This is a genomic window from Pseudomonas sp. TH08, assembly GCF_016651275.1.
Taxonomy (GTDB): domain Bacteria; phylum Pseudomonadota; class Gammaproteobacteria; order Pseudomonadales; family Pseudomonadaceae; genus Aquipseudomonas.
Genome location: NZ_JAEKEE010000002.1, coordinates 183,046 through 209,296, shown reverse-complemented (window position 1 = coordinate 209,296; position 26,251 = coordinate 183,046). Strand labels below are relative to the sequence as shown.

Sequence of the window (26,251 nt, the reverse complement as noted above, 5' to 3'; positions counted from 1 at the left end):
TTTTAAATCGATAAGGTCAATGGCTCATACCTGCAATAAAGGACTATTGCGATGACGACTACTCAAAACAAAACCGAACCACGGGCGCCAACACAGAACGAAATTCTCGGCGTCTTGCTCGAAGCCACTGGCGATCTGGAGAGCGCCCAGGCACTGCAAAAGTGCCTGCCCGAGATACTCCTGAAAAGCTCGATTGACACCCTGGCTGCACTTGATCAGACCGTGCGTGACCTGCATGCCGTTCAGCTCAAGGTTGAAAAGGATCTGCTCCAGCTCAAACCCCTGAACACCTTCTGCATCACTGAATTGACCCGTGCGCTGAAAGACAAATGGCCGGCGGTGTTTGATGTCGAACAGGATCTGCTGAGTCTGCCGGGACCCGATTGTGGTTGTACGCCGACATCGACCGACAACAAGGGCATTGAAACCGTCCCGCATGCCACCCAGACGCTGCTGCAGGCCGCCATGCAGAATTTCAGCGAAGACGAGGAGGGCGACAGTTTTCCCGTGGGCAGTCTGGTGCGGGTGAACAGTGCGCCGTCAGGTGTGGACGGCTTGACCCCGGCGGCGTTCGCCAAATTCTGTCGTGAACTGGATCTGGGCAAGCGCTATCAGGAACACTTTCAGCAGGTGTTCGGCATCACCGAAAGCGACGGCAAGGTCGTCGCGACCAGCAGCATGACCCGCGACATCGCCACGATGAAAAAAGCCTGCTGCAACTGGATATGCATCTGGCCGGGCTCAGGTCGCACATCACGCCGGAGGGCGTGCGGATGCTCCAGCAATTGGCGGCCGCGGACGGCAAACCGTCCGCGCAAAGCCTGCGCTACGGGCAAAAACCCATGATCTTGCAAGGCATCGAAATCCTCGACAGTTGCATCTGGGGCGTTGTGGTGTTTTCCGTGCGGTCGGTCGAGTTGTACCCGGACGAGTGGTGCCTGGTGTACATGCCCGGCGAGCCCGAACGGCCGCTGTACGAATACGCCAGTTTTACCGCGTTCAAGCAGTACCTCACGCAGCAGCTGAGCGTGAAAAGCTACAAGGACTACTTCGCCAACAGCCTTGATGAAGATGACAAGGCAGACTTCTTCAAGACCTTCGCCAGCACTGCCGATCTGGGGCACATCCGGCAGTTGCCGATCAGCGTGCCGTTGTTCGAGTTCATGGTGCAGAGCCACGTCGGCAAGCTGCAGATCGATGCGCGCAAACTGGCTGTGCCGACCGCTGATATCGATGAGGATGTGCGGGATAAGCGTCTGCTCGATTTTCTTGAACTGGGCGTGACGATTGCGACGGTGGCGGGCTTTTTCGTGCCGGTCATCGGCCAATTGATGATGGGCGTCGCGGCTGGGCAATTGCTCGCCGAGGTTTACGAAGGCGTCGAGGATTGGCGCCGGGGCGATCAGCAGGCGGCTCTTTCGCATCTGTTCAGCGTGGCGGAAAACATTGCTTTGATGGGGTTGTTTGCCGGTGGGCAGAAAGCAGTGGGGTTGCTGGGACGCAAGCTGGTCAGTACCCATCCGGAGTTTTTCGCGCAGTTCACCGCGATTACCCATCCGGCCGGAAAAGCACGGCTGTGGAAGCCTGATTTCGCGACATATGAGCATCGGCTGCCGGAAGGTTTCACTGTGGCCGCCGACTCCGAGGAGATGTACGAGATCCGCGACAAGATCGTCGGCCGCGTCGACCATCGGATCGTCTCCGGCGCTATCGATGCGCAGACCCAGCGCTGGCGCCTCGACCATCCCCATCGCTCGCAAGCCTACGCGCCTGAGCTGGAGCGCCATGTCGAGGGCGGGTGGCGCCTGACGACTGAACATCCCGAACAGTGGACCAGCACGCCCTATACCCTCAAGCGCATGGACCCGCATCTGAGCGAGTTCGTCGACAGCGATCTGGAGACGATGCGCCGACTCAGCGACGTCAGCCACGAGCAATTGCAGCGCGCCTTTGTCGACAACCTCGCGTTGCCTGTGCGTTTGCGCGACACCGTCGAACGCCTGCGCATCGAGCGCGAGTTAAGCCAGCTCATGCGCGAGCTGGGCACCGGTGAAATTCACTCGGGTCAGCCCGTGCAGGAACAGCTGCACGGCTTGCCGAAGTTGCCGGGCTGGCCGACGGACCGCTACATCGAGGTCAACGATAGCGAGGGAGCCGTCAGTGCCAGGTATCCCGCGCCCGCCATCCCTGACGACACGCTCAGCGTGGTGGTCAGCCAGGACCAGCTGGATTCCGGGCAGTTGCTGCAGACGGTGATCGACGGCCTGTATCAGAAGGAGGTCGATACGTTGCTGGGCAGTAAAGTCAATGCCGGCGGCGAAAGCCAGGCGCTGGCGAAGAAGCTGGGCGCGGCATTCAAGGCCGATCGCGGAGCGGTTTTCGAACGCATGTATCAACGCTATGACCAGACTGAGGTCGACGAGGTGAAGCAATTGCGCAGCGTGTTTGCCGAGCTTCCTGCGCGTTACGCTCAGCGCCTGATCGACCAGGCGCCGAGCGTCGAGCGTGTGCATCTGCGCGCCACCGGGCGGGTGCCCTTGGGCCTGGCGCAAAGGTCCGCGATGCCAGCGCTGCGGTGCGCCTGGATCGGGCGTTGAGCGGGTTTCACCTGCCGCAGATTGCCAATGCCGATAGCGAAAAACTGGCCATCCAGTTGTTGCCCCGTTTGCGCGGCTGGGACCCGGCCCTGCGTCTGACGGTGCGTGAGAAGACGCTGACCGGGCCGGTGCTTGAAGCCATCGGAGAGGCGTCGGCGACGCCTTCGAATACGTGCACGCTGGTCAAATCCAACGGTGGTTATGAAGTGTTCGCCGGTGACGGTAAATCCCTCGGACGCGTCGCGGCGGGCCCCGACAGCCTCTATGCCGGCATTCTCAAGGCGCTGCCGCCGCGCCAGCGACTCGCCGCCGGTTTTCCCGATCCGGTTGACGCCGACAGTGCACGGCTGCGCAGTGAATTGCTGAATGTCGCACTGGATGAGCGTGAAGCCAGTGCGCAGATCTTGCGCGACGGCAAACTTGAACCGCTGGTGGTTGAGCCCGCCTGTCTTCAGGCCGATCAAACGCCAGCAACGCCGAGCCATCCCCGCGCGTTACTGCGCAAGGTCAGAAAGCTCTATCCACGATTTTCTGAAACCCGGGCCAGTGAGTTTATCGATGGCTTGGGCAGTGACGTGCTGACCCGCGCCACCCGGGTACAAGCGTTGCTGACCGATCGTGCACATCTGCGCGAAGTGCTGGAAAAATGGAGTGAGGATCAGGACGCCATGAAAGCTGTGGGCGGCGACCTGCGTGAACTGCGGCGAAGCCGCAAGTGGGCCGCAGAGCAGATCGAGGACGGATTTCGGCGGATTTATCTGGCGACCGATGAGCGTGGAAAATCAGTCTGCGTCCTGAATCTCGACGGCATGCGGGTGGGCAAACTGCCGACCTTACCGCCCGGGTTGAGTTTCGATCATATACAGCGGTTGTCGCTGAAAAACATGGCGCAGGACGACGACCTCGCTTATTTCCTCAAGGCCTTCAAACAGGTCGAATCGCTGGAACTCGACAACAACACACTCACCCGGCTGCCGGAAGTGCTGTCGCATATGCCCAAACTGGCCCGGTTGAGCCTGGCAGGCAACCAGATCAAATTGACCGAGCACACCCTGGCGAAACTCGGCCAGTTGCGCACCCTGCAGCAACTGAACTTGAGCGGTAACCCGTTGGGGGCGACCCCGGATGTTGGCAAGCTGTTCGACTTGCGTGCCTTGTCCCTGCGCGACACCCGCGCCACCGAATTGCCCAAAGGTCTTGCACGCTTGCCTCATCTGGATTGGGTGGACTTGCGCAATAACGAGATCAAGGATCTGCCGGCGTGGCTGTTCAAGACTTCCAGGCATTTCAGCCGGGCAATCAATTTGCGCGGTAACCCTCTGGCGCTGACCAGTCGCACTCATCTGACCGATTACCGAAAAAACATCGGCATCGGCATGGGCTATCTGGAGGATGACATCGCCCGTCTCGACGAACAGCAGGCGCGCTCGTTGTGGTTCAAGGACGGAGCCGGTGAGGATTGGGGGCGGCGTAACCGCATCTGGACGGCCTTCAAGGATGATCCAAGGGCTGAGGGCCTGTTTCATTTGCTCTCGGAACTGGGCAATACGGCCGATTCCGAAAAGGTCAGCGAAGACATGCATCGACGGGTTTGGGCGGTGCTTGAAACGGCCGAGCCCGACGCGATCCTCAGCGAGCAAGTGCTGAATCTGGCCGCCAACCCGATCAACTGTACTGACAGTGCGGCGATAAACTTCAGCCATCTCGAACTTGCGGTGGAAGTGAGCAGAGTGACGCGGATTGCGGATGGCCAAACCGTCCGTGCGAAACCGCTGCTCAAGCTGGGTCGAGGCCTGTTTCGGCTGGACCAGCTCGACGCGATTGCGCGCGAGCATGCCAGCAAACATCCGAAGGCCGATCCGCTGGAAGTGAACCTGGCCTATCGCACCGGACTGGCCGATGCACTCGATCTGCCGGGGCAGCCACGGCATATGAAATTTGCCATGTTGGGCGCAGTGACCGAGGCCGATCTGGAGACTGCGAAGAGCACGGTCAATGCCGCGGAGCTGTCTTCCGAATGGTTGAAATTCATGCAGCGCCAGCCTTTTTGGGGCGATTACCTGAAACGCACGTTTCCACGCAAGTTCGCCGCCATCGATGAAACGTTTGCGCCGCAGATGAATACAGTTTTCGAACAGGCGACCCAACTGACCACCGCTGATTACCTGGGCCAGATGGACGCCATCAAATTAAAGCGGGAACAGGCTGTCGACGCCGAGCTCTCACGCCTGACCGACGATGCGATACGTCTGGCCGATCTGGGTCTCTGTGCGATAGCCGAGGCGTGAGCTCTACTTGCCGCGAATCAATTGTCGCAGCGCGAAACGATTCGGGTGACAGGCCTCGGCCACGCTGCGAGGCAGCGGCAACGGTTCGTTGTTCAGCCACGCGGCGAGCAACTCGCCCGATAGCGGCGCGGTGATCAAGCCGCGTGAGCCGTGGCCACTGTTGACGTAGAGACCGTCAAGCCATGGGCAGGCGATGTCCGGTATCTGGCGCGCATCCTTGCTCAGGGCGGCGTAGGCTTGAATGAACGCTTCGCGGTCGGCGAGGGGGCCGACAATCGGCAGGTAATCGGGGCTTGTGCAGCGGAAAGCGGCGCGGCCCTGAAGGCTTTCGACAGATTGTTCATTGAGGTGCAGACGGGCGACCAGGTCGCTGGAAATCTCTTCGAGCATCGCCAGATTGCCTTGGTGTTCGGCAGTCGTTGGCGTCAAGTCATCGCTGTTGAAATCGAAACTGGCGCCGAGCGTGTGTTCGCCCAAACGGGCGGGGGCGACGTAGCCTTCGGCGCACACCACGGTGGTCAATGCCTGACTCTGCGCGGTTTCGGCGAGACAAGTGATCTGCCCGCGAATGCGCTTGAGCGGCAGCTCGGCACTTTGTGCAAAACGTTTGATTTCGGCAGCGCCGGCCAATACCACCACCGGTGCGCTGGCGAGTAGACGTTCGCCGTCGAAGGCTTGCCAGTGCTCATCGACCTTGCGCAGCTCAAGCACTTCGTGATGGCTGAGCAACTCGATGTTCGCTTGTGCCGCTTGTGCCTGACACAACGCAGGCGGATGCACCCAGCCACCTTCCGGGTAGTACAAACCGCCATGCGCCAGAGCGACACCGGCGCGGGCCTGTGCCTCAGGCTGATCGAGCCACTGCAACAGATCTTCCGCAAAGGCGTCTGCCAGTTGAGCGTGGCGTTCGGCCTCCTTGGCATTGAAGGCCAATTGCAGCACGCCGCAGTCATCCCAATCCGTGCCACGTTGCAGGGTTTCGAGCAGACGACGGGTGTAACCGAAACCGCTGACGATCAGTTGCGACAACGCGGTGCCATGGGCGGACAGTTTCAGGTACAGCACACCTTGCGGGTTGCCCGAAGCTTCTTGCGCAACGGCTTCGTGGCGCTCCAGCAAACTGACCTGCCAACCGCGAGCGGCGAGGCTGGCCGCCGTGGCGCAACCCGCCAGACCCGCGCCGATCACCAGCGCCCGACGCTCAGCGGAAATGGGCGCAGGACGAGCGAACCACGGTTTTTCAGGAGCGGGCGGCGCAACGTCTGCGGGCCAACCGAGAAACTCGCCGCGGAGGATTTCCCACTTATGGCCGATGCCCGGCGTGCGCTTCATCTTGAAGCCTGCGGCATTGAGCAAACGCCGCACCCAGCCGGTGCTGGTGAACGTGCTGATGGTCGAGCCGGGCGCCGCCAGTCGTGCCAGTTCGACAAACAGTTCGGCGGTCCACATGTCAGGGTTTTTCGCCGGGGCGAAACCGTCGAGGAACCACGCGTCGATCTGCGCATCGAGCTGCGGCAATTGCTCCAGCGCGTCGCCGATCAGCAGCGTCAGCGTCACGCGACCGTTGGCCAGGGTGATGCGCTGAAAGCCTTGATGGATGGCCACGTAATGCTTGAGCAACTGATCGGCCAGCAACTTGAGTTCCGGCCATAACGCCAAGGCGCGCTGCAGATCGACAGGGCTCAGCGGGTATTTTTCGACGCTGACGAAATGCAGGCGCGCACCGGCGACTGCATGTTGCTCGAACAATTGCCACGCGCAGAGAAAATTCAGCCCGGTGCCGAAGCCGGTTTCGCCGATGACCAATCGGCCCGCTGCTGGCAACGCGGCAAAGCGCTCGGCCAGCCGGTTCTGTTCGAGGAACACATAACGGGTTTCATCCAGGCCTGACTTGTCGGAAAAATACACGTCATCGAACACTCGCGAACGCGGGCGTCCCTGGTCATCCCAATCGAGTTGGGCGTGGGGCAATACGGGCTTCATGGCAGGCTCGGCAAACGACAAGGCGGCCATTCTAGCCGATCGGGCGAGGGGTGCTTGATCCATGGCAAAGCCTGGCTTTGCAAGCTCAAGGACAATGGGTGATTCAAGACCTGAACCGATAACCCCGTGGCGAGGGGATTCATCCCCGATGGGCAGCGAAGCGGCCCCAAAACCATTCAATCCGATTACTTCGGATTAACCGTATCTGCTGGATTTACGACTGCTACGCAGCCGGTCGGGGATAAATCCCCTCACCACAGGGACCTTATGCAGCCCTGAGAGTGTGGGAATTTCTCCGCCTTGCCCGTGCCCAATCCGCTAGTCTTGCTGAATCCTGGAAGGAGCCGTGCAATGTTTGAATCTGCTGAAATCGGTCACGCCATCGACAAAGAAACTTACGAGGCTGCCGTCCCCGCGTTGCGTGAAGCGTTGCTGGAAGCCCAGTTCGAGTTGCAGCAGCAGAAGCGATTCCCGGTGATCGTGTTGATCAACGGCATCGAAGGCGCCGGCAAGGGCGAGACGGTTAAACTGCTCAACGAGTGGATGGACCCACGCCTGATCGAGGTGCGCACCTTCGATCAGCAGACCGACGAAGAACTGGCGCGACCACCGGCCTGGCGCTACTGGCGAATGCTCCCGGCCAAAGGGCGGATGGGGATTTTCTTTGGCAACTGGTACAGCCAGATGCTGCAAGGGCGGGTGCATGGTCTGTTCAAGGACCCGCGTCTGGATCAGGCGATCAATGCTGCCGAGCGTCTGGAAAAAATGCTCTGCGATGAAGGTGCGCTGATCTTCAAGTTCTGGTTCCACTTGTCCAAAAAACAGATGAAGGCACGGCTCAAGGCCTTGGCCGATGACCCGCTGCACAGCTGGCGCATCAGTCCGCTGGACTGGCAGCAATCGCAAACCTACGACAAGTTCGTCAAATACGGTGAGCGCGTGCTGCGCCGTACCAGTCGCGACTACGCGCCGTGGCACGTTATTGAGGGAGTGGACGCCAACTACCGCAGTCTGGCGGTCGGCAAGATTCTGCTGGAGGGCCTGCAAAACGCGCTGAAGCGTCCGGATGTGCACAGCGAAGAGGTCAACGCTGCGCCGCTGGGCACCGCTGTCGATCAACTGAACCTGCTCGACAGCCTCGATCTGACCCAGCGCCTGGAAAAGAAAGATTACGAAGAGCAACTGATCACCGAGCAGGCGCGGCTGTCCGGGCTGATGCGCGACAAGCGCATGCGTCGCCATGCTCTGGTTGCAGTATTTGAAGGTAACGACGCAGCAGGCAAGGGCGGGGCGATTCGCCGGGTCGCGGCGGCTCTCGATCCGCGTCAGTACAGCATCGTGCCGATTGCCGCGCCGACCGAGGAGGAGCGGGCGCAGCCGTATTTGTGGCGTTTCTGGCGGCACCTGCCGGCGCGCGGCAAGTTCACGGTGTTCGACCGTTCCTGGTATGGCCGGGTGCTGGTGGAGCGGATCGAGGGTTTTTGCAGCCCGGCCGACTGGTTGCGCGCCTACAGTGAAATCAATGACTTTGAAGAGCAGATCGCCGACGCGGGCGTGATCGTGGTCAAGTTCTGGCTGGCCATCGACAAGGACACACAGATGGAGCGTTTCCAGGCGCGTGAAGAGATTCCGTTCAAGCGCTTTAAAATCACCGAAGACGACTGGCGCAACCGCGACAAGTGGGATGCCTATCGCGCGGCGGTGGGTGACATGGTTGACCGCACCAGCACGGAGATATCCCCGTGGACGCTGGTTGAAGCCAACGACAAGCGCTGGGCCCGGGTCAAGGTGTTGCGCACGATCAACCGCGCGCTCGAAGAAGCGTTCGAGAAGTCCGACAAGAAGGCCAAAAAGCACAAGGACTGAACCGATGGGCGCGCATACGCGGGGTGAATGATTGTCGCGGTCGTTGTTGCGGTGGACTTATGCTCAGGTCCACTCTCAACCGACAACAACAATGAGGTATGCCATGCGTGAAGTGGTGATCGTCGACAGCGTGCGGACTGGCCTGGCCAAATCCTTTCGCGGCAAGTTCAACCAGACCCGCCCCGACGACATGGCGGCTCATTGCGTCAACGCGTTGTTGTCGCGCAATGACATCGATCCGGCCAGCGTCGAGGATTGCATCGTCGGCGCCGGCTCCAACGAAGGCGCGCAGGGCTACAACATCGGGCGCAACGTGGCGGTGCTCTCGCGCTTGGGTACCGGCACAGCGGGCATGACTCTCAACCGTTTTTGCTCTTCAGGCTTGCAGGCCATCGCGATTGCCGCCAACCAGATTGCTTCGGGTTGCAGCGACATCATCGTCGCCGGCGGCGTCGAGTCGATCAGCCTGACGATGAAAAGCGTCAATACCGATCACCTGATCAACCCGCTGCTCAAGCAGCAGTCACCGGGCATCTATTACACGATGGGCCAGACCGCCGAAGTGGTGGCGCGGCGTTATGGCGTCAGCCGTGAGGCGCAGGATCGTTACTCGCTGCAAAGTCAGCTGCGCACCGCTCAGGCGCAGGCTGCCGGGCTGTTCAATGATGAAATCGTGCCGATGGCGGTCAAGTACCGCGTCGAGGACAAGAACAGCGGTGCAGTGCAGATCCTTGATGGCGTCGTCGATCGCGACGATTGCAACCGCCCGGACACGACTTACGAAAGCCTCGCCGGCCTGAAACCAGTTTTTGCCGAAGACGGTTCGGTGACGGCGGGCAACTCGTCGCAACTGTCCGATGGCGCGTCGATGACGCTGGTGATGAGCCTGGAAAAGGCGCTGCAACTGGGCCTCAAACCGAAAGCGTTTTTCCGTGGATTTACCGTGGCTGGCTGCGAGCCGGACGAGATGGGCATCGGCCCGGTGTTCTCGGTGCCGAAGTTGCTCAAGGCCAAGGGCTTGCAGGTGGCGGATATCGATTTGTGGGAGCTTAACGAGGCGTTCGCTTCACAGTGCCTGTACAGCCGTGATCGGCTGGAGATCGATAACGACAAGTACAACGTCAACGGCGGCTCGATTTCCATTGGTCACCCGTTTGGCATGACCGGGTCGCGGCAGGTCGGGCATCTGGTGCGGGAGTTGCAGCGACGCAATTTGCGTTACGGCATCGTCACCATGTGCGTGGGCGGGGGGATGGGCGCGACTGGGTTGTTTGAGGCGGTGCGTTAAGCGCTGACCTGTTTGTAGTCTGATCTACCGCTTTCGCGAGCAGGCTCGCTCCCACAGGGGAATGCGATCACCTGCTCGCGAATGAACTCACCACGGACTAGCGGTTGGAGTCCTGCAGCTGCATCCGCGCTATATAAGCCCGGATTTCCTCCTCAGCCTTCTCGGGACTGTCGAAAGGCCCCTCAAGGGTATTTTCCCGAGTGCTGAAAAAAAGCTCGCCATTGACCCGGCATATGCGATCACTGCGAAAGTGCGTGGCGGGGGCGGGATCCTGGCGGCGCATGCCTAACATGACGGGTCTCCTTGATGGCGGTGACTGTGGATCCAAAGAGCTTATGCCTGTAGCACTTACCGTGCCTGCTCTGCCGATCAACGGCACACGTCAATTTAATGCTGCGACCTGCACAGTTTCATTCGCGGCGTGTCCTGAACTGTCCCTGTGTTGCGTACGTTGCCAAGCCTAGAATGAGCGCTCTCGCCAGCAGGCATTGGGGTTCGCATGCACATTTCATCGGGTCGCTGGGTGTACGGCTTGTTCCTGGCGCTGCTGACGGCGTTGTTGTGGGGCATCCTGCCGATCAAGCTCAAACAGGTTTTGCTGGTGATGGACCCGATCACGGTGACCTGGTTTCGCCTGACGGTGTCCGGTGGCTGTCTGTTCATTTATCTGGCCGCGGTCAAACGTCTTCCGAGTCGCAAAGTGCTCGGGCCCAAGGGCGGCTGGCTGGTATTGATGGCGGTGCTCGGGCTCGTTGGTAACTACGTTTTGTACTTGATGGGCCTGAATCTGCTGAGTCCCGGCACTGCGCAACTGGTGGTGCAGATGGGGCCGATCATGTTGCTGATCGCCAGTCTGTTTGTGTTCAAGGAACGCTTCAGCATCGGCCAGGGCATAGGTCTTGCGGTGTTGTTGATTGGTTTTGTGCTGTTCTTCAATCAGCGTCTGGCGGAGTTGCTGACCTCGCTGTCGGATTACACCGCCGGGGTGTTGCTGGTGCTGCTGGCGTCGACGGTCTGGACCTTTTATGCGCTGGGTCAGAAGCAGTTGCTGACGGTGTGGAATTCGCTGCAGGTGATGATGGTGATTTATCTGTTCTGCGCGTTGTTGCTGACGCCGTGGGTGCATCCGCTCGAAGCGCTTGAGTTGAGCCCGTTGCAGGGCTGGTTGCTGCTGGCGTGCTGCATGAACACCTTGATTGCCTATGGCGCGTTTGCCGAAGCGTTGGCGCATTGGGAGGCATCGCGGGTCAGTGCGACCCTGGCGATCACGCCGTTGGTGACGTTCAGTGCGGTGGCGATTGCCGCATGGATGTGGCCGGAGTATGTGCATGCCGAGCAGATCAATGGTCTCGGCTACGGCGGGGCAGTGCTGGTGGTGCTGGGTTCGGCGCTGGTGGCGTTGGGGCCGTCGTTGATTGCCGGTCTCAAGGCGCGGCGGATGAAGTTGGCAGCCCGTTAAACCGCGTCGACCTCATTCGCGAGCAGGCTCGCTCCTACAGGGGAATGCGATCCCCTGTAGGAGTGAGCCTGCTCGCGATGACTGACTTTCAGACGATGAATTTCTCAGCCCTTGGCGCCGGCCTCGATCATATTCTCCGGGCGTACCCAGGCATCAAACTCTTCATCCGTCAGATACCCCAGCGCCAAAGCCGCCTCACGCAAAGTCAGCCCTTCGCCGTAAGCCTTCTTCGCAATCTCCGCCGACTTGTCATAGCCGATATGCGGGTTCAGTGCGGTTACCAGCATCAGTCCACGTTCCAGATGCTTGGCCATGACTTCGGCGTCCGGCTCAAGGCCGGCAATGCAGTGCTGCTGGAAGTTGCTGCAGCCATCGCCGAGCAGGCGGATCGATTGCAGCAGGTTGTGGATGATTACCGGTTTGTACACGTTCAACTGCAAGTGGCCCTGACTGGCGGCGATGCCGATGGTCACGTCATTGCCCAACACCTGACAGGCGAGCATCGACAGCGCTTCGCACTGGGTCGGGTTGACCTTGCCCGGCATGATCGAGCTGCCCGGTTCGTTGGCCGGCAAGCGCACTTCGGCAAAACCTGCGCGGGGGCCAGAGCCAAGCAAGCGCAGATCGTTGGCGATTTTCATCAGCGCCACGGCAAGGGTTTTCAGCGCCCCGGAGAGGCTGGTCAGCGGCTCATGGCCGGCAAGGGCGGCGAACTTGTTCGGTGCAGTAACGAATGGCAGGCCGGACAGCGCCGCCAGTTCTGCGGCAATCGCCTCACCAAAACCGTGCGGTGAATTGAGCCCGGTGCCGACAGCGGTGCCACCTTGCGCTAGTTCACACACCGCCGGCAACGCGGCGCGGATCGCCCGTTCGGCGTAATCCAGCTGCGCTATGAACCCGGAAAGTTCCTGACCGAAGGTGATCGGCGTCGCGTCCATCATGTGCGTGCGCCCGGTTTTCACCAGTTTCATGTGCCGCGCGGCCAGTTCGGCGAGGCCACCGGACAGTTCGGCAATCGCCGGCAGCAGTTGCTCCTGCACGGCTTTGACGGTGGCGATGCTCATGGCGGTGGGGAAGCAGTCGTTGGAGCTTTGCGAGCGGTTGACGTGATCGTTGGGGTGTACCGGCGTTTTGCCGCCGCGCGGGTTGCCGGCCAGTTCGTTGGCGCGCCCGGCGATCACTTCATTGACGTTCATGTTGCTCTGGGTGCCACTGCCGGTCTGCCAGACCACCAGCGGAAACTGGTCGTCGTGCTGGCCGTCGAGCACTTCGTCGGCGGCTTGTTCGATCAGGCGAGCAATGTCGGCGGGCAGGTCGCCGTTGCGGTCGTTGACCCGCGCGGCGGCTTTCTTGATCAGGGCCAGGGCGTGCAATACCGGCAGCGGCATGCGTTCCTGACCAATGGCAAAGTTGATCAGCGAGCGTTGCGTCTGAGCACCCCAATAGGCGTCGTCCGGGACCTCTATCTGGCCCAGGCTGTCGGTTTCGATACGGCTCATCGTGCACACTCCTGTTGGTCTGTTTGCGCAGTTTAGGCCGGCTTCGGCCCAGGTGGTTCCCTCGATCCGATTGTTGACCGGTAAAACCCTGCCAATCAAGCGCTGCAAGGCTCGGGGGTTGAGCCGCAGCGATTTTTAGGCGCAGAATGGTCGCCCTTGGGGTTTTACCTCGCTTTGCTTAAAAGGAAACTCGATGACTCGTCTTCGTGCCATCTGTACCGCGGTTGCACTGGTTTGCGCCAGCGGCCAGGTGCTTGCCGATACCGCCAGCCACAACGCCAGTGCCGAAGCTTTCCTGACCCTGGCGCACGCTGACAAACTGGGCACTCCGGTGTACATGCAAGTGCAGCAAATGTTCGCTCAGCGTTTTGAACAGACCAAAGCCCCGGAATCCAAGAAAGCCACGCTGGAAACCTATCAGGCCAAAGCTAACGCCGCGCTGGATCAGGCCATTGGCTGGAACAAGCTGAAGCCTGACATGGTCAAGCTCTACACCACCAACTTCAGCGAATCCGAGCTGAAAGACCTGGTTGCGTTCTACCAGTCGCCACTGGGCAAAAAAGTCCTGGAAAAAATGCCGCAGCTGACTCAGCAATCGGCCCAGATGACCCAGGCCAAGCTGGAAAGCGCAGTACCGGTAGTCAACAAACTGCTGGAAGACATGACCAACGAGCTGGCCCCGAAAGGCGCTGCTCCGGCCAAGAAAAAGCCGTAAGCGGAGTTTCTGATGAGCATGCAACAACGCATCGAATCCACGCTGGGCCTGTTACAGCCTGAGCACCTGCAAGTGCTGGATGAAAGCCACATGCACAGTCGCGGGTTGCAAACCCACTTCAAGGCTGTGGTGGTCAGCGCGCAGTTTGAAGGTCTGAACCGGGTCAAGCGCCACCAGAAAGTCTACGGCACGCTCGGCGAGCTGATGGGCGAGTTCCATGCGTTGGCGCTGCACACCTACACCCCGCAGGAATGGGCAGAGACCGGCGCCGCCCCGGCGTCGCCGACCTGTGCAGGAGGAAGCAAACACTAATATTGGATGCAGTGGTGGCAGGGGCTTTTGTGGTGAGGGGATTTTTCCAAAGAAACATCAGCAGATCCTAAAACCACAGTGTTTTTGCTAGAATCCGCAACGCGCCGCTCACCCGGCGCGTTTTTTTTGAATCCGGTTCACCCTTTGCGAGGGTAGCCACCTGGAGAAATACCCATGACACAACCGATTGTCGTGGCGGCACTGTATAAGTTCGTCACCCTCGAAGATTACGTCAACCTGCGCGAGCCTCTGTTGCAAGCGATGGTCGACAACGAAATCAAAGGCACCCTGCTGATTGCCGAAGAAGGCATCAACGGCACGGTTTCCGGCACCCGCGAAGGCATTGACGGCCTGCTCGCCTGGCTCAAGAACGACCCACGCATGATCGACATCGATCACAAAGAGTCGTACTGCGACGAGCAGCCGTTCTATCGCACCAAGGTCAAACTGAAGAAAGAGATCGTCACCCTCGGTGTCGATGGCGTCGACCCGAACAAAAAGGTCGGCACCTACGTTGATCCGCAAGACTGGAACGCGTTGATCAGCGACCCTGAAGTGCTGTTGATCGATACGCGCAACGATTACGAAGTGTCGATTGGCACCTTCGAAGGCGCCATCGATCCGAAAACCACCAGTTTTCGCGAATTTCCCGACTACATCAAAGAGCACTTCGACCCGGCCGTGCACAAGAAGGTCGCGATGTTCTGCACCGGTGGCATTCGCTGCGAAAAAGCCTCGAGCTACATGCTCGGTGAGGGTTTCGAGGAGGTTTACCACCTCAAGGGTGGCATCCTGAAGTACCTCGAAGAGGTGCCGCAGGAAGAAACCAAGTGGCAGGGCGACTGCTTTGTGTTCGATAACCGTGTGACCGTGCGTCACGACCTCAGCGAAGGCGACTACGATCAATGTCATGCCTGCCGCACACCGGTCAGCGTTGAAGATCGCGCCTCCGAGCACTACGTGGCCGGTATCAGTTGCCCGCACTGCTGGGACAAGCTGAGCGAGAAAACCCGCCGCAGCGCCATCGATCGGCAAAAGCAGATCGAACTGGCCAAGGCGCGCAACCAGCCGCACCCGATCGGCTACAACTATAAGCAAGCATCCACCGAGGCTTAATCATGTCTGCGCGCCTGCTTTATGTGATGGATCCGATGTGTTCCTGGTGCTGGGGGTTCGCTCCCGTGGCCAAGGCATTGGTTGAGCAGGCGCAAGCAGCCGGGGTTGAGCTGCACCTGGTGGTCGGCGGCTTGCGCACCGGCAGCGGTGCAGCGTTGGAACCGACGACCCGCCGTTACATTCTTGAGCACTGGCAAGCGGTCACCGAGGCCACCGGCCAGCCGTTCAAGTTCGACGGCGCGTTGCCCGATGGTTTTGTCTACGACACCGAGCCTGCCTGCCGTGCGATCGTCACCGCGCGCAGTCTGGCGCCGGATTGCGCGTGGACATTGCTGGGGCTGATTCAGAAGGCCTTTTACGCTGAAGGTCGCGACGTCACCCAGGCCAGCGTGCTGGTGGAACTGGCCGAGCAGGCCGGCGTGCCGCGCATCGAATTTGCTGCGCTGTTTGATCGTGCCGATCAGCATGAAGCCACCGCGGCGGATTTCAATTGGGTGCAGGATCTCGGCATCGCCGGGTTTCCGACCCTGCTCGCCGAGCGCAATGGTCAACTGGCGCTGCTGACCAACGGCTATCAACCACTCAGCGAGCTGTCGCCGTTGCTCGGCCGCTGGCTGGAGCGCGCTGCCTGTGCCTGACCTGGCCGATGACACGCCAGCCGTAAAGCGTGTCGACCGGCTGAGCTGGGCAGAAGTCCGGCGATTGGCACTGCATCACAAAAAATCCCTGTGGATCGCTAACGGCGTGGCCGTTCTGGCGACGCTGTGCAGCGTGCCGATTCCGCTGCTGCTGCCATTGCTGGTCGACGAAGTGCTGCTCGGTCACGGCGACGCCGCGCTGAAAGTGATGAACCATGTGCTGCCGTCGATGTGGCAACAAGCGGCAGGCTATATCGGACTGATGTTGCTGGTGACGCTGACGTTGCGGTGCGGCTCCCTGTGTTTTGGCGTATTGCAGTCGCGGCTGTTTGCACGTTTGGCCAAAGACATCGTCTATCGCATCCGCGTGCGCTTGATCGAACGCCTCAAACGCATTTCTCTGGGCGAATACGAAAGTCTGGGCAGTGGCACTGTGACCACGCATCTGGTCACCGACCTCGATACCCTCGACAAGTTTGTTGGCGAAACCCTCAGCCGTTTTCTGGTGGCAATGCTGACGCTGGTGGGCACTGCGAGCATCCTGATGTGGATGCACTGGAAACTCGCGCTGCTGATTCTGCTGTTCAATCCGCTGGTGATCTACGCCACGGTGCAATTGGGCAAGCGCGTCAAACACCTGAAAAAACTCGAGAACGACAGCACCTCGCGCTTCACCCAGGCGCTGAGCGAAACCCTCGAGGCGATACAGGAAATACGCGCCGGCAATCGTCAGGGTTTCTTCCTCGGCCGGCTCGGGTTGCGGGCGCAGGAGGTGCGCAACTACGCGGTCAACTCGCAGTGGAAAACCGACGCCTCCAACCGCGCCAGTGGTCTGCTGTTTCAGTTCGGCATCGACATCTTCCGAGCGGCAGCGATGCTTACGGTGCTGTTCTCCGATTTGTCGATCGGGCAGATGCTCGCGGTGTTCAGTTATCTGTGGTTCATGATCGGCCCGGTCGAACAACTGCTCAATCTGCAATATGCCTATTACGCGGCTGGCGGCGCGCTGACGCGCATCAACGAGCTGCTGGCGCGCGCCGATGAGCCGCAGTATCCCGGTGGCGTCGATCCGTTCAAGGGCCGCGACACCGTGGGCATTCAGGTGCAAGGCTTGAGCTTCGGTTACGGGGATGAACTGGTGCTGGATCAACTTGATCTGTCGATTGCACCCGGTGAGAAAGTCGCGATTGTCGGCGCCAGTGGCGGTGGTAAAAGTACCCTCGTGCAATTGCTGCTCGGACTGTACACGCCGCTCTCCGGGACTATCCGTTTCGGCGGTTCGACCCAGCAGGAAATCGGTCTGGATACTGTTCGCGAAAACGTCGCGGTGGTGTTGCAACATCCGGCGCTGTTCAACGACACCGTACGCGCCAACCTGACCATGGGCCGTACGCGCAGTGACGAGGCCTGCTGGCAGGCACTGGAAATCGCCCAGCTCGAAGCGACCATCCGCGCCTTGCCGGATGGCCTCGACAGCATTGTCGGTCGCTCCGGAGTGCGCCTCTCGGGCGGCCAACGGCAACGCCTGGCGATTGCGCGGATGATCCTCGCCGAGCCGAAAGTCGTGATTCTCGACGAAGCCACCTCGGCCCTCGACGCCGCCACCGAGTACAACCTGCATCAGGCCATGGCGCGCTTCCTCAGTGGGCGCACCACGCTGATCATTGCCCATCGACTATCGGCAGTGAAGCAAGCCGACCGTGTGCTGGTGTTTGACGGTGGGCAAGTGGCCGAGGATGGCGATCATCAGCAACTGATCGCCGATGGCGGTTTGTACGCCAAACTCTATGGGCATTTGCAACAAATCCAGCGCCCTTGAGTTTTATCCGCGTTTCTGTGCTTAGTGCTTGAATTGCTTTGAGTAAAGACGCCCGGAATACCTCCGCAGACAACCAGGTTGCACGATCGACATAGTGGACGGCAGAGCTGCCCCTTTGACATGTCGAAAATTAGCCTAGGCTGAGCTGTCAGGAGCGGGATTTTCCGGTGTTCAACTGGCAGTGCTTGCGCAAGGGATCCCATGAAGCAAAAGCGGACTCTCGGAACGCCTCGGTTGCTGGGCATCGTCTGGCCCTTCATCGCCGTCGTGGTGTTTCAGGCGTTATTGGGTGGCGTGAGTCTTTACGTCCTGTCGGCAGTTCGCGGTTATGTGGCGGGCGAAAGCCTCTGGTCCAAGGGCCAGAAGGACGCCATCTACTACCTCAATCTGTATGCCGACAGTCGTGACGAGGCGATTTTCCTCAAATACAAAAACGCGATTGCCGTTCCTCAGGGTGGCCATCAACTGCGTTTGGCGCTCGATCGTCAGCCGCCGGACCTGACCTCGGCGCGCGAGGGCATTCTCAAAGGCGGTAACCACCCGGACGACGTCTCCAGCCTGATCTGGCTGTACCTCAATTTTCGTCATTTCAGTTATCTGGAAACCGCCATCGACCGCTGGACCGTGGGCGATGCCTATCTGGTGGAGCTGGATAACGTCGCGCGCGAGATGCACCAAAGGATCACCGGCAACAGCGCCAGCGATACGGATATCCGCCGCTGGAAAGAGCAGATTTTCGCCATCAACGATGGCGTGACGCCGGCGGCCAAGGCGTTCAGCGATGCATTGGGCGAAGGATCGCGAATGATCCTGCGGCTGCTGCTGTTGACCAACCTGGCCACGGCACTGGGGTTGATCGTGCTGGCCTTGTTGCGCACGCATAAGTTGCTCAAGCAACGCCATGCCTTTGCCGAGGCGCTGCAGCTGGAGAAAGACCGCGCGCACATCACCCTGCATTCGATTGGCGACGGGGTGATCACCACTGATGTCGCCGGGGCCATCGATTACATGAACCCGGCTGCCGAGGCGCTGACTCACTGGAAAGCCGAGCAGGCGGCTGGTCTGCCGCTGGCCGCACTGTTCAATTTGCTGGATGACAATGCTCAGACCGAGGGGCTGACGCTGATCGAACACATTCTCAGCGGCCAGCTCAGCGGTGGTAGCGAACACTCCAAGCTGATCCAGCGGCTGGACGGCAGCACGGTGTCGGTGACGCTGGTGGGAGCGCCGATCCGCCATGCCGGAAAAGTCAGTGGCACGGTGCTGGTGCTGCACGACATGACTCAGGAGCGGCAATACATCGCCAATCTGTCGTGGCAGGCCACTCACGATGCGCTGACCGGGCTGGCCAACCGTCGTGAATTCGAATATCGCCTGGAGCAGGCGTTGCACAACCTCACGCGTCAGGGTGGGCGCCACGCGCTGATGTTCCTCGATCTCGATCAATTCAAACTGGTCAACGACACCTGCGGCCACGCGGCGGGCGATGAATTGCTGCGGCACATCTGCGCCTTGTTGCAATCGGGCTTGCGAGAGGGCGATACCCTGGCTCGGCTCGGCGGTGACGAGTTCGGCATTCTTCTGGAAAACTGCGCACCGGAGGCATCGGAAAAGATTGCCGAAAGCCTGCGCCAGACCGTGCAAAACCTGCACTTTGTCTGGAAGGGACGGCCATTTCTGACCACCGTCAGCATCGGCCTGGTGCATATCACCCAGACACCGACCACGCTCGAAACGTCTTTGCGCGCCGCCGACATGGCTTGCTACATGGCCAAGGAAAAGGGCCGTAATCGGGTGCAGGTCTACCATGCCGACGATTCGGAATTGTCGCTGCGCTTCGGTGAAATGGCCTGGGTGCAACGCTTGCATATGGCACTGGAGGAAAACCGCTTCTGTCTCTACGCCCAGCAAATCGCTCCGCTGGGAAGCGTCAAGGAAGAGCGCGCGCACATTGAAATTCTGCTTCGACTGCATGACGAGGCCGGGCGGATGATTTTGCCGGACAGTTTCATTCCGGCCGCCGAGCGTTACGGTTTGATGAGTCAGTTGGACCGGTGGGTGGTGCAAAACGTATTTAAGATTATTGCTCAGTGTATTACGGAACAACATGAAGGTCCGTTAGCGATGTGTGCGATTAATCTGTCAGGAATTACTATAGGAGATGACGCGTTTTTGCACTTCCTGCGGGAACAGTTTGTTAACTATGCCATACCGCCTGAAATGATTTGTTTTGAAATTACCGAAACTAGCGCCATTGCAAATTTAGGCAGCGCTATCCGATTTATTAATGAACTCAAAGGTTTAGGTTGTTACTTCTCGCTGGACGACTTTTGCGCCGGAATGTCTTCATTCGCTTATCTGAAACATTTACCTGTAGACTTCCTGAAGATCGACGGGAGTTTCGTAAAGGATATGCTGGACGACCCGATTAACCGCGCAATGGTCGAAGTGATCAATCACATCGGGCATGTCATGGGTAAGCAGACAATTGCCGAGTTTGTTGAAACAACGCTGATTGAGCAGGCATTGCTTGAAATCGGCGTTGATTACGCTCAGGGTTACGTCATCGAACGTCCGCAATTGTTTACCTGTGACAGTTTGCAAAGTCGGCCCGCCAGACCGCAGCCGCTGTTATTCAAAGCGCCTGGCACGTTCCGTTGAAGTCTCTTGCCGATCCTTACAATCACAAATCAAAAGGAGCCGAACAGTGATCGACACATTCAACCGAACCGGACCACTCATGGAAGCTGCAAGTTATCCTGCCTGGGCACAACAGCTCATTCAGGATTGCAGCGAGAGCAAGCGCCGGGTTGTCGAACATGAGTTATATATGCGCATGCGTGATAACAAGCTCAGCGCCAGAACAATGCGTCAGTACCTCGTAGGAGGCTGGCCCGTGGTTGAGCAATTCGCGTTGTACATGGCGCAGAACCTGACCAAGACCAAGTTTGCCCGCCATCCGGGCGAAGACATGGCGCGACGCTGGCTGATGCGCAATATTCGCGTCGAACTCAATCACGCCGATTACTGGCTGCATTGGAGTCGAGCCCATGGCGTGAGCCTGGAAGACTTGCAGGCGCAGCAAGTGCCGCCCGAACTGCATGCCTTGAGTCATTGGTGCTGGCACACCAGTTCGGCCGATTCGCTGATCGTGGCCATCGCCGCGACCAACTATGCAATCGAGGGCGCGACCGGGGAGTGGTCGGCGCTGGTCTGTTCTACGGGTGTCTATGCCGCGGCATTCCCGGAGGAAGATCGAAAGCGTGCGATGAAGTGGCTGAAGATGCATGCCCAGTACGATGATGCTCATCCATGGGAAGCGCTGGAGATCATCTGCACCCTGGCTGGCATGAACCCGAGCAAGGCTCTGCAAGCCGAACTACGTCAGGCAGTGTGCAAGAGTTACGACTACATGTACCTGTTCCTGGAGCGCTGTATGCAATTGGAGACGTCCGAGCGTTTGCTTGTAAGCCGTGAGCGCAGGGCTGTAGTCGAAAGCTGATTTTCGGCTTCACGTACAACCCAATGTGGGAGCGAGCCTGCTCGCGAAGGCGGTGTGTCAGTCAACTCATTGTTGAGTGTCAAATCGCATTCGCGAGCAGGCTCGCTCCCACACTGTTTTGTGGCGGTCGAAGAATGTCAGCCCGCCATCGCCAAGCGATTACGGCCTTCACGCTTGGCCACATACAGCGCGCTATCGGCACGTCGCACCAGGCTCTCGGCCGACTCGCCCGGCAACAGCGTCGAGCATCCCAGGCTGACAGTCAGCTCAAGTAACTGGCCATCGGCGTAATACTCCGCCGCCTGCGCCGCATAACGCAAACGCTCACCAACCATTGCCGCCGCCTCACGGCTGGTGTTGGACAGCAGTATCAGAAACTCTTCTCCGCCATAACGAAACACCATGTCGACATTGCGTAGTTGCCCTTTGATCGACGCGGCAACGGCTTTGAGCACGTCATCGCCGGCGCGGTGACCATGACTGTCGTTAACCCGTTTGAAATGGTCGATGTCGAGCATCAGCACCGACAACGGTTGCAGGTGCCGGCGTGACATTTCGATCTCGCGTTGCAGGGTCTGCTCCATGGCGATGCGATTGCCAGCGCCGGTCAACGGATCGCGCAACGCGCTTTGAGTGGCGGCGCGGTAGAGCAGGGCATTGCGCATCGGATAGAGCAGTGACGACAGCAGCGATTCGAGATTGCCTTGTTCCTGATCGTTGAAGCGCTGATTGCGGCGGAACACCAGTTCGCCCATGTGCTCGCCTTCGTGGCTCAGGCTGTAGCTGACGGAATGATGACCACGAGCGCCGAACTCCAGGCGCAGGTCGCTGCCTTGGTGCACGTAGCTCAAGGCGTCCAGCGGAACGAGACGCTGAACTTCTCGGAAAAAAAGACCGAGGATCCGTTGCGGTTCAAGGCTGGTTTGCAGTTGCAGGCTCAGTTGCTGACGCAATTGCGCAAGACTGGTCGGCCGCTCCAGCAAGGGAGGCAGTTGACCAAAGCCCAGGCGTTGCAATTTGGCGCTGTCGAAGTCAATTGCATTGGTCTGGGAGGGTGATTTCATATGGCGTGAGCCCCTAAGCAGTAAGTCTGTCTTACAGGCTGGGTGAGAGCGGCTATGGGCTGCGCGTCATACTGATCCATCAGTCCCGTAGGACATTTGGCGTAAGTTTAGTCTGCCTGATGACGATTAGTAAGCTATCGAAACCGGGCTTGCCCCAGTGCCTTCACACGGCATGCTTTGAGGAAATTTAGAGCGAAAGTCGTGCCATTCAGTTCAGGTTTATTAAAACCCTTTTGATTCAATGGCTTGAGCAATATCGATGAAGGAGGGCGCTGGATAATTGACTTATTTATTGTGGTCGGCAGCGGCAAATCTATGCCGCGACGGTAAACCGCCACGGCAACAAATGCGACGTATGGCACTACTGGGCGTTGAATGCCTGACCATTGATGCCGGTGCTGTCCGGGCCCATCAAGTAGAGGTAGACCGGCATGATCTCCTCGGGTGTCGGGTTGTTCAGCGGGTTTTCGCCTGGGTACGCTTGAGCGCGCATGCTGGTGCGGGTACCGCCGGGATTGATGCTGTTGGAGCGTACCGGCGCAACGCCGTCGACCTCGTCGGCCAGTGTTTGCATCAAGCCTTCGGTGGCGAATTTCGACACGCCGTAGGCGCCCCAGTAGGCACGGCCCTTACGGCCGACGCTGCTGGAAGTGAACACTACCGAGGCGTCCTGCGACAGCTTGAGCAGCGGCAACAATGTGCTGGTCAGCATGAACATGGCGTTGACGTTGACTTGCATGACACGCATGAAGTTTTCCCCGGACAACTGCTCGATCGGCGTGCGCGGGCCAATAATCGAAGCGTTGTGCAGCAAGCCGTCGAGGTGGCCGAATTCGGTTTCGATCATCGCCGCCAGTTCATCGTACTGGTGCGGCAGGGCGGTTTCGAGATTGAACGGAATGACTGCCGGCTGCGGATGGCCCGCTGCTTCGATCTCGTCATAGACCTGAGTCAGATTGGCTTCGGTCTTGCCCAGCAGCAGCACGGTCGCTCCATGTGCGGCGTAGGTTTTCGCCGCAGCCGCGCCAATGCCGCGACCGGCACCGGTGACCAGAATGACCCGATCCTTGAGCAATTCGGGACGAGCGGAGTAATCAAACATAAAAACCTCACAATCCATTCATGAAGACCTGCTTCACCCTTTGTGGTGAGGGGATTTATCCCCGATGGGTTGCGCAGCAGCCCCAGCATTCGTTCAGGTCGATTTGACGTGCAGATTTAACGACGGCTTCGCCGTCGATCGGGGATAAATCCCCTCGCCACAAAAGGCATCCTGCAAACAGTCGGGTCAGCAACTGCAGAGCGCGCTATCGAGCACCTTGCGCAATTCCGACGGATGATCCACCACCACGTCCGCTCCCCAATGCCGCGGGTTGTCGTCAGGATGAATGTAGCCAAACGTCACCGCCGCCGTTTTTGTGCCGGCATCGCGCCCCGATTCGATATCACGCAGATCATCGCCCACAAACAAAACCGTCGATGGATCCAGATCAAGCATCTTGCACGCGAGGATCAACGGCTCGGGATCAGGCTTGCTGTTTTTCACGTGATCCGGGCAGATCAGCAGCGCCGAACGCTCGGCCAGCCCCAATTGCCGCATGATCGGTTCGGCAAAGCGCAGTGGTTTGTTGGTGACCACACCCCATACCAGATTGGCCTTCTCGATATCGGCGAGTAGTTCGCCCATGCCGTCGAACAGTTTGCTGTGCACGGCACAACCGACCAGATAACGCTCGAGGAACTCCAGACGCAGCGCCTCGAAGCCCGGCGACTCCGGATCCATCGAAAACGTCACCGCGACCATGGCTTTGGCGCCGCCGGAAATCTCGTCGCGGATGTGCTTGTCGTTGATCGGCGGCAAGCCGCGATCCGCGCGCATTGCCTGGCAGATGGCGATGAAGTCCGGCGCCGTGTCGAGCAGGGTGCCGTCCATGTCGAAAAGGACTGCTCTGATGGCCATCGGCTTACTCCTCGCGCAGGGTCTGGATCATGTAGTTGACGTCTACGTCGTTGGCCAGCTTGTAGTGCTTGGTCAGCGGGTTGTAAGTCAGACCGATGATGTCCTTGACGGTCAGGCCGGCCATGCGGCTCCACGCGCCCAGCTCGGACGGACGGATGAACTTCTTGAAGTCGTGAGTGCCGCGCGGCAACAGCTTCATGATGTATTCGGCGCCGATGATGGCGAACAGGTACGCCTTCGGGTTGCGGTTGATGGTCGAGAAGAACACTTGGCCGCCCGGCTTGACCATGCGGAAGCAGGCGCGGATCACCGACGATGGGTCTGGCACGTGTTCGAGCATTTCCAGGCAAGTCACCACGTCGAACTGCTCGGGCATTTCCTCGGCCAGGGCTTCGGCGGTGATCTGCCGGTATTCGACGCTGACGCCGGATTCCAGCTGATGCAGTTGCGCGACCGCCAGCGGCGCTTCGCCCATGTCGATGCCCATCACGGTGGCGCCACGCTGGGCCATGGCTTCGCTGAGGATGCCGCCGCCGCAACCGACGTCGAGGACTTTCTTGCCGGCCAGATTGACCCGCTCGTCAATCCAGTTGACCCGCAGCGGGTTGATGTCGTGCAGTGGCTTGAACTCGCTTTCGCGGTCCCACCAGCGATGGGCCAGGGCTTCGAATTTGGCGATTTCGGCGTGGTCGACGTTGCTCATGTGTTCAATCCTCTAAAACTTGAAAAGGGTTGTAGCCGCGGAGGTTGCTCCGCGGTGTTTACGATTCGGTGTGGCCGCTGATGCGCTGGCCCCAGGCGCGGGCGGTGGCGCCCAGTTGTTGTTCGTCCAGTCGCGTCAGGCGGCGGTCGTCGAGCAGTTGTTTGCCGGCGACCCACAGGTGTTTCACGCAATCGCGACCGGTGGCATAGATAAGTTGTGACACCGGGTCATAGACCGGTTGCTGCGCCAGGCCAGACAGGTCGAAGGCGACGATGTCGGCGGCTTTGCCGATTTCCAGTGAACCAACCTGTATTTCGATCCCCAGCGCACGCGCGCCATTCAGTGTCGCCATGCGCAGCGCACGATGGGCGTCCAGCGCCGTGGCCGAACCGGCGACGGCTTTCGCCAGCAGCGCGGCGGTGCGGGTTTCGCCGAGCAGGTCGAGATCGTTGTTGCTCGCCGCGCCGTCAGTGCCGACCGCGACATTCACCCCAGCCTGCCACAAACGCTCGACCGGGCAAAAGCCGCTGGCCAGCTTCAGGTTCGACTCCGGGCAGTGAATGACGCTGGTGTTGCTTTCTACCAGCAACGCCAGGTCGTCATCGCTGATCTGGGTCATGTGCACGGCCTGGAAGCGTGGGCCGAGCAGGCCCAGACGGCCGAGACGGGCCAGGGGGCGCTCGCCGCGCTGCTCCAGCGATTGCTGCACCTCAAAAGCAGTTTCGTGGACATGCATGTGGATCGATGCGTCCAGCTCCTCGGCAATCACGCGGATTTTCTCGAGGTTCTCGTCGCCGACGGTGTAGGGTGCATGAGGGCCGAAGGTGATTTTGATCCGTTCGTGATGCTTCAGATCACCGAACAGTTCGACACCCTGACGAATGGCTTCATCGGCGCTGCTGGCACCGGGAATCGGAAAATCAAGGATCGGAATCGCGATCTGCGCGCGAATGCCGCTGTTGTGCACGCGCTCGCTGGCAACCTTCGGGAAGAAGTACATGTCCGAGAAGCAGGTGATGCCACCCTTTATCTGCTCGGCGATGGCCAGATCGGTGCCGTCACGGACAAAATCTTCATCGACCCATTTGGCTTCGGCCGGCCAGATGTGGTTCTCCAGCCAAGTCATCAACGGCAGATCGTCAGCCAGGCCACGGAACAGCGTCATCGCCGCGTGGCCATGGGCGTTGATCAAGCCGGGGCTGAGCAAAACATCCGGTAATTCGCGCACTTCAGTGGCGTTACACTTCAACGCTTCGGCGCGTGGGCCGATAAACACGATGCGCCCGTCGCGGATACCCAGGCCATGCTCCTTGAGCACAACGCCAGCAGGTTCGACGGGTACCAGCCAGGTCGGCAGCAATAATAAGTCGAGCGCAATGGCAGGTTTCGGCATCGAGGGTCGGTTCCAGTGCTTTTGTAAAGGATGGCGAAGTATACCCGAG

General features: G+C 59.6%; 21 protein-coding genes. 13 read left to right on the top strand and 8 right to left on the bottom strand.

What is annotated here, in order from left to right; translation table 11 throughout:
• Window positions 1-51 precede the first annotated feature (51 nt).
• The 3 genes from JFT91_RS29535 to JFT91_RS29525 are packed head-to-tail and all read left to right on the top strand — an operon-like array spanning window position 52 to window position 4,885.
• On the top strand, window positions 52-846 hold the full coding sequence (locus JFT91_RS29535) for a dermonecrotic toxin domain-containing protein (RefSeq protein ID WP_242489254.1): 795 nt from the start codon (window positions 52-54) through the stop codon (window positions 844-846).
• Entirely contained in the window at window positions 732-2,597 is a 1,866-nt protein-coding gene (locus JFT91_RS29530) for a dermonecrotic toxin domain-containing protein (RefSeq protein ID WP_518524866.1), read from the top strand. Before JFT91_RS29535 ends, JFT91_RS29530 begins: the two co-directional genes overlap by 115 nt.
• A complete protein-coding gene (locus tag JFT91_RS29525; RefSeq protein WP_242489252.1) occupies window positions 2,594-4,885 on the top strand; it encodes an NEL-type E3 ubiquitin ligase domain-containing protein in 2,292 nt (763 codons plus the stop codon). The genes JFT91_RS29530 and JFT91_RS29525 overlap by 4 nt, the downstream gene beginning before the upstream one ends.
• Before the next feature lie 3 nt (window positions 4,886-4,888).
• Here the strand turns inward: JFT91_RS29525 and mnmC are convergent, their stop codons facing one another.
• The gene (mnmC, locus tag JFT91_RS10550) at window positions 4,889-6,868 is read right to left on the bottom strand and encodes a bifunctional tRNA (5-methylaminomethyl-2-thiouridine)(34)-methyltransferase MnmC2/FAD-dependent 5-carboxymethylaminomethyl-2-thiouridine(34) oxidoreductase MnmC1 (RefSeq protein WP_201232356.1); all 1,980 of its coding nucleotides are present in this window, start codon (window positions 6,866-6,868) and stop codon (window positions 4,889-4,891) included.
• Between the two features lie 351 nt (window positions 6,869-7,219).
• Between mnmC and pap the strand changes: the two genes are divergently transcribed.
• Both pap and JFT91_RS10540 read left to right on the top strand, forming a co-directional pair.
• Window positions 7,220-8,734 (top strand): polyphosphate:AMP phosphotransferase, encoded by a 1,515-nt coding sequence (pap, locus tag JFT91_RS10545; RefSeq protein WP_201230963.1) that lies wholly within the window; start codon window positions 7,220-7,222, stop codon window positions 8,732-8,734.
• Between the two features lie 103 nt (window positions 8,735-8,837).
• On the top strand, window positions 8,838-10,022 hold the full coding sequence (locus JFT91_RS10540; protein WP_201232355.1) for a thiolase family protein: 1,185 nt from the start codon (window positions 8,838-8,840) through the stop codon (window positions 10,020-10,022).
• A 97-nt stretch (window positions 10,023-10,119) separates the two neighbouring features.
• On the opposite strand, the gene JFT91_RS29520 is transcribed toward JFT91_RS10540, so the two are convergent.
• Window positions 10,120-10,314, bottom strand: coding sequence for a DUF6316 family protein (locus JFT91_RS29520; protein ID WP_242489251.1), 195 nt, complete (start codon window positions 10,312-10,314; stop codon window positions 10,120-10,122).
• Window positions 10,315-10,521: 207 nt separating this feature from the next.
• Here JFT91_RS29520 and JFT91_RS10535 point away from each other — a divergent pair, with 207 nt between their 5' ends.
• On the top strand, window positions 10,522-11,481 hold the full coding sequence (locus JFT91_RS10535) for a DMT family transporter (RefSeq protein ID WP_201232354.1): 960 nt from the start codon (window positions 10,522-10,524) through the stop codon (window positions 11,479-11,481).
• 104 nt (window positions 11,482-11,585) lie between these two features.
• Here JFT91_RS10535 and JFT91_RS10530 read toward each other — a convergent pair whose 3' ends face one another.
• Window positions 11,586-12,980 carry a class II fumarate hydratase gene (locus tag JFT91_RS10530; RefSeq protein ID WP_201230960.1) on the bottom strand — a complete coding sequence of 465 codons (1,395 nt, stop codon included), beginning with the start codon at window positions 12,978-12,980 and terminating at the stop codon, window positions 11,586-11,588.
• Window positions 12,981-13,173: 193 nt separating this feature from the next.
• On the opposite strand from JFT91_RS10530, the gene JFT91_RS10525 reads away from it, so the two are divergent.
• From JFT91_RS10525 to JFT91_RS10495, 7 genes are all read left to right on the top strand, one after another.
• Window positions 13,174-13,695 (top strand): DUF2059 domain-containing protein, encoded by a 522-nt coding sequence (locus JFT91_RS10525; protein WP_008079765.1) that lies wholly within the window; start codon window positions 13,174-13,176, stop codon window positions 13,693-13,695.
• A 12-nt stretch (window positions 13,696-13,707) separates the two neighbouring features.
• On the top strand, window positions 13,708-14,007 hold the full coding sequence (locus JFT91_RS10520; protein ID WP_008079766.1) for a BolA family protein: 300 nt from the start codon (window positions 13,708-13,710) through the stop codon (window positions 14,005-14,007).
• A gap of 174 nt (window positions 14,008-14,181) precedes the next feature.
• Window positions 14,182-15,123, top strand: coding sequence for an oxygen-dependent tRNA uridine(34) hydroxylase TrhO (gene trhO / locus JFT91_RS10515; protein ID WP_201230959.1), 942 nt, complete (start codon window positions 14,182-14,184; stop codon window positions 15,121-15,123).
• Window positions 15,124-15,158: 35 nt separating this feature from the next.
• Window positions 15,159-15,761, top strand: coding sequence for a DsbA family protein (locus tag JFT91_RS10510; protein WP_201231102.1), 603 nt, complete (start codon window positions 15,159-15,161; stop codon window positions 15,759-15,761).
• The gene (locus JFT91_RS10505) at window positions 15,754-17,580 is read left to right on the top strand and encodes an ATP-binding cassette domain-containing protein (protein WP_201232353.1); all 1,827 of its coding nucleotides are present in this window, start codon (window positions 15,754-15,756) and stop codon (window positions 17,578-17,580) included. The genes JFT91_RS10510 and JFT91_RS10505 overlap by 8 nt, the downstream gene beginning before the upstream one ends.
• A gap of 201 nt (window positions 17,581-17,781) precedes the next feature.
• Window positions 17,782-20,241: an EAL domain-containing protein gene (locus JFT91_RS10500; protein WP_201230956.1), complete on the top strand. Its 2,460-nt coding sequence runs from the start codon at window positions 17,782-17,784 to the stop codon at window positions 20,239-20,241.
• 79 nt (window positions 20,242-20,320) lie between these two features.
• The gene (locus tag JFT91_RS10495; RefSeq protein ID WP_207196858.1) at window positions 20,321-21,082 is read left to right on the top strand and encodes an iron-containing redox enzyme family protein; all 762 of its coding nucleotides are present in this window, start codon (window positions 20,321-20,323) and stop codon (window positions 21,080-21,082) included.
• Window positions 21,083-21,219: 137 nt separating this feature from the next.
• Here JFT91_RS10495 and JFT91_RS10490 read toward each other — a convergent pair whose 3' ends face one another.
• The 5 genes from JFT91_RS10490 to JFT91_RS10470 form a co-directional block, all read right to left on the bottom strand.
• Window positions 21,220-22,146: a GGDEF domain-containing protein gene (locus JFT91_RS10490; protein WP_201146750.1), complete on the bottom strand. Its 927-nt coding sequence runs from the start codon at window positions 22,144-22,146 to the stop codon at window positions 21,220-21,222.
• A 361-nt stretch (window positions 22,147-22,507) separates the two neighbouring features.
• Entirely contained in the window at window positions 22,508-23,248 is a 741-nt protein-coding gene (locus tag JFT91_RS10485) for a YciK family oxidoreductase (RefSeq protein ID WP_025113079.1), read from the bottom strand.
• A gap of 186 nt (window positions 23,249-23,434) precedes the next feature.
• Window positions 23,435-24,106, bottom strand: a complete 672-nt coding sequence (gene mupP / locus JFT91_RS10480) for an N-acetylmuramic acid 6-phosphate phosphatase MupP (protein ID WP_201146749.1) — start codon at window positions 24,104-24,106, stop codon at window positions 23,435-23,437.
• A 4-nt stretch (window positions 24,107-24,110) separates the two neighbouring features.
• Window positions 24,111-24,809, bottom strand: a complete 699-nt coding sequence (gene ubiG / locus JFT91_RS10475) for a bifunctional 2-polyprenyl-6-hydroxyphenol methylase/3-demethylubiquinol 3-O-methyltransferase UbiG (RefSeq protein ID WP_007908399.1) — start codon at window positions 24,807-24,809, stop codon at window positions 24,111-24,113.
• 58 nt (window positions 24,810-24,867) lie between these two features.
• Entirely contained in the window at window positions 24,868-26,202 is a 1,335-nt protein-coding gene (locus JFT91_RS10470; RefSeq protein ID WP_201232351.1) for a TRZ/ATZ family hydrolase, read from the bottom strand.
• Window positions 26,203-26,251: the final 49 nt, after the last annotated feature.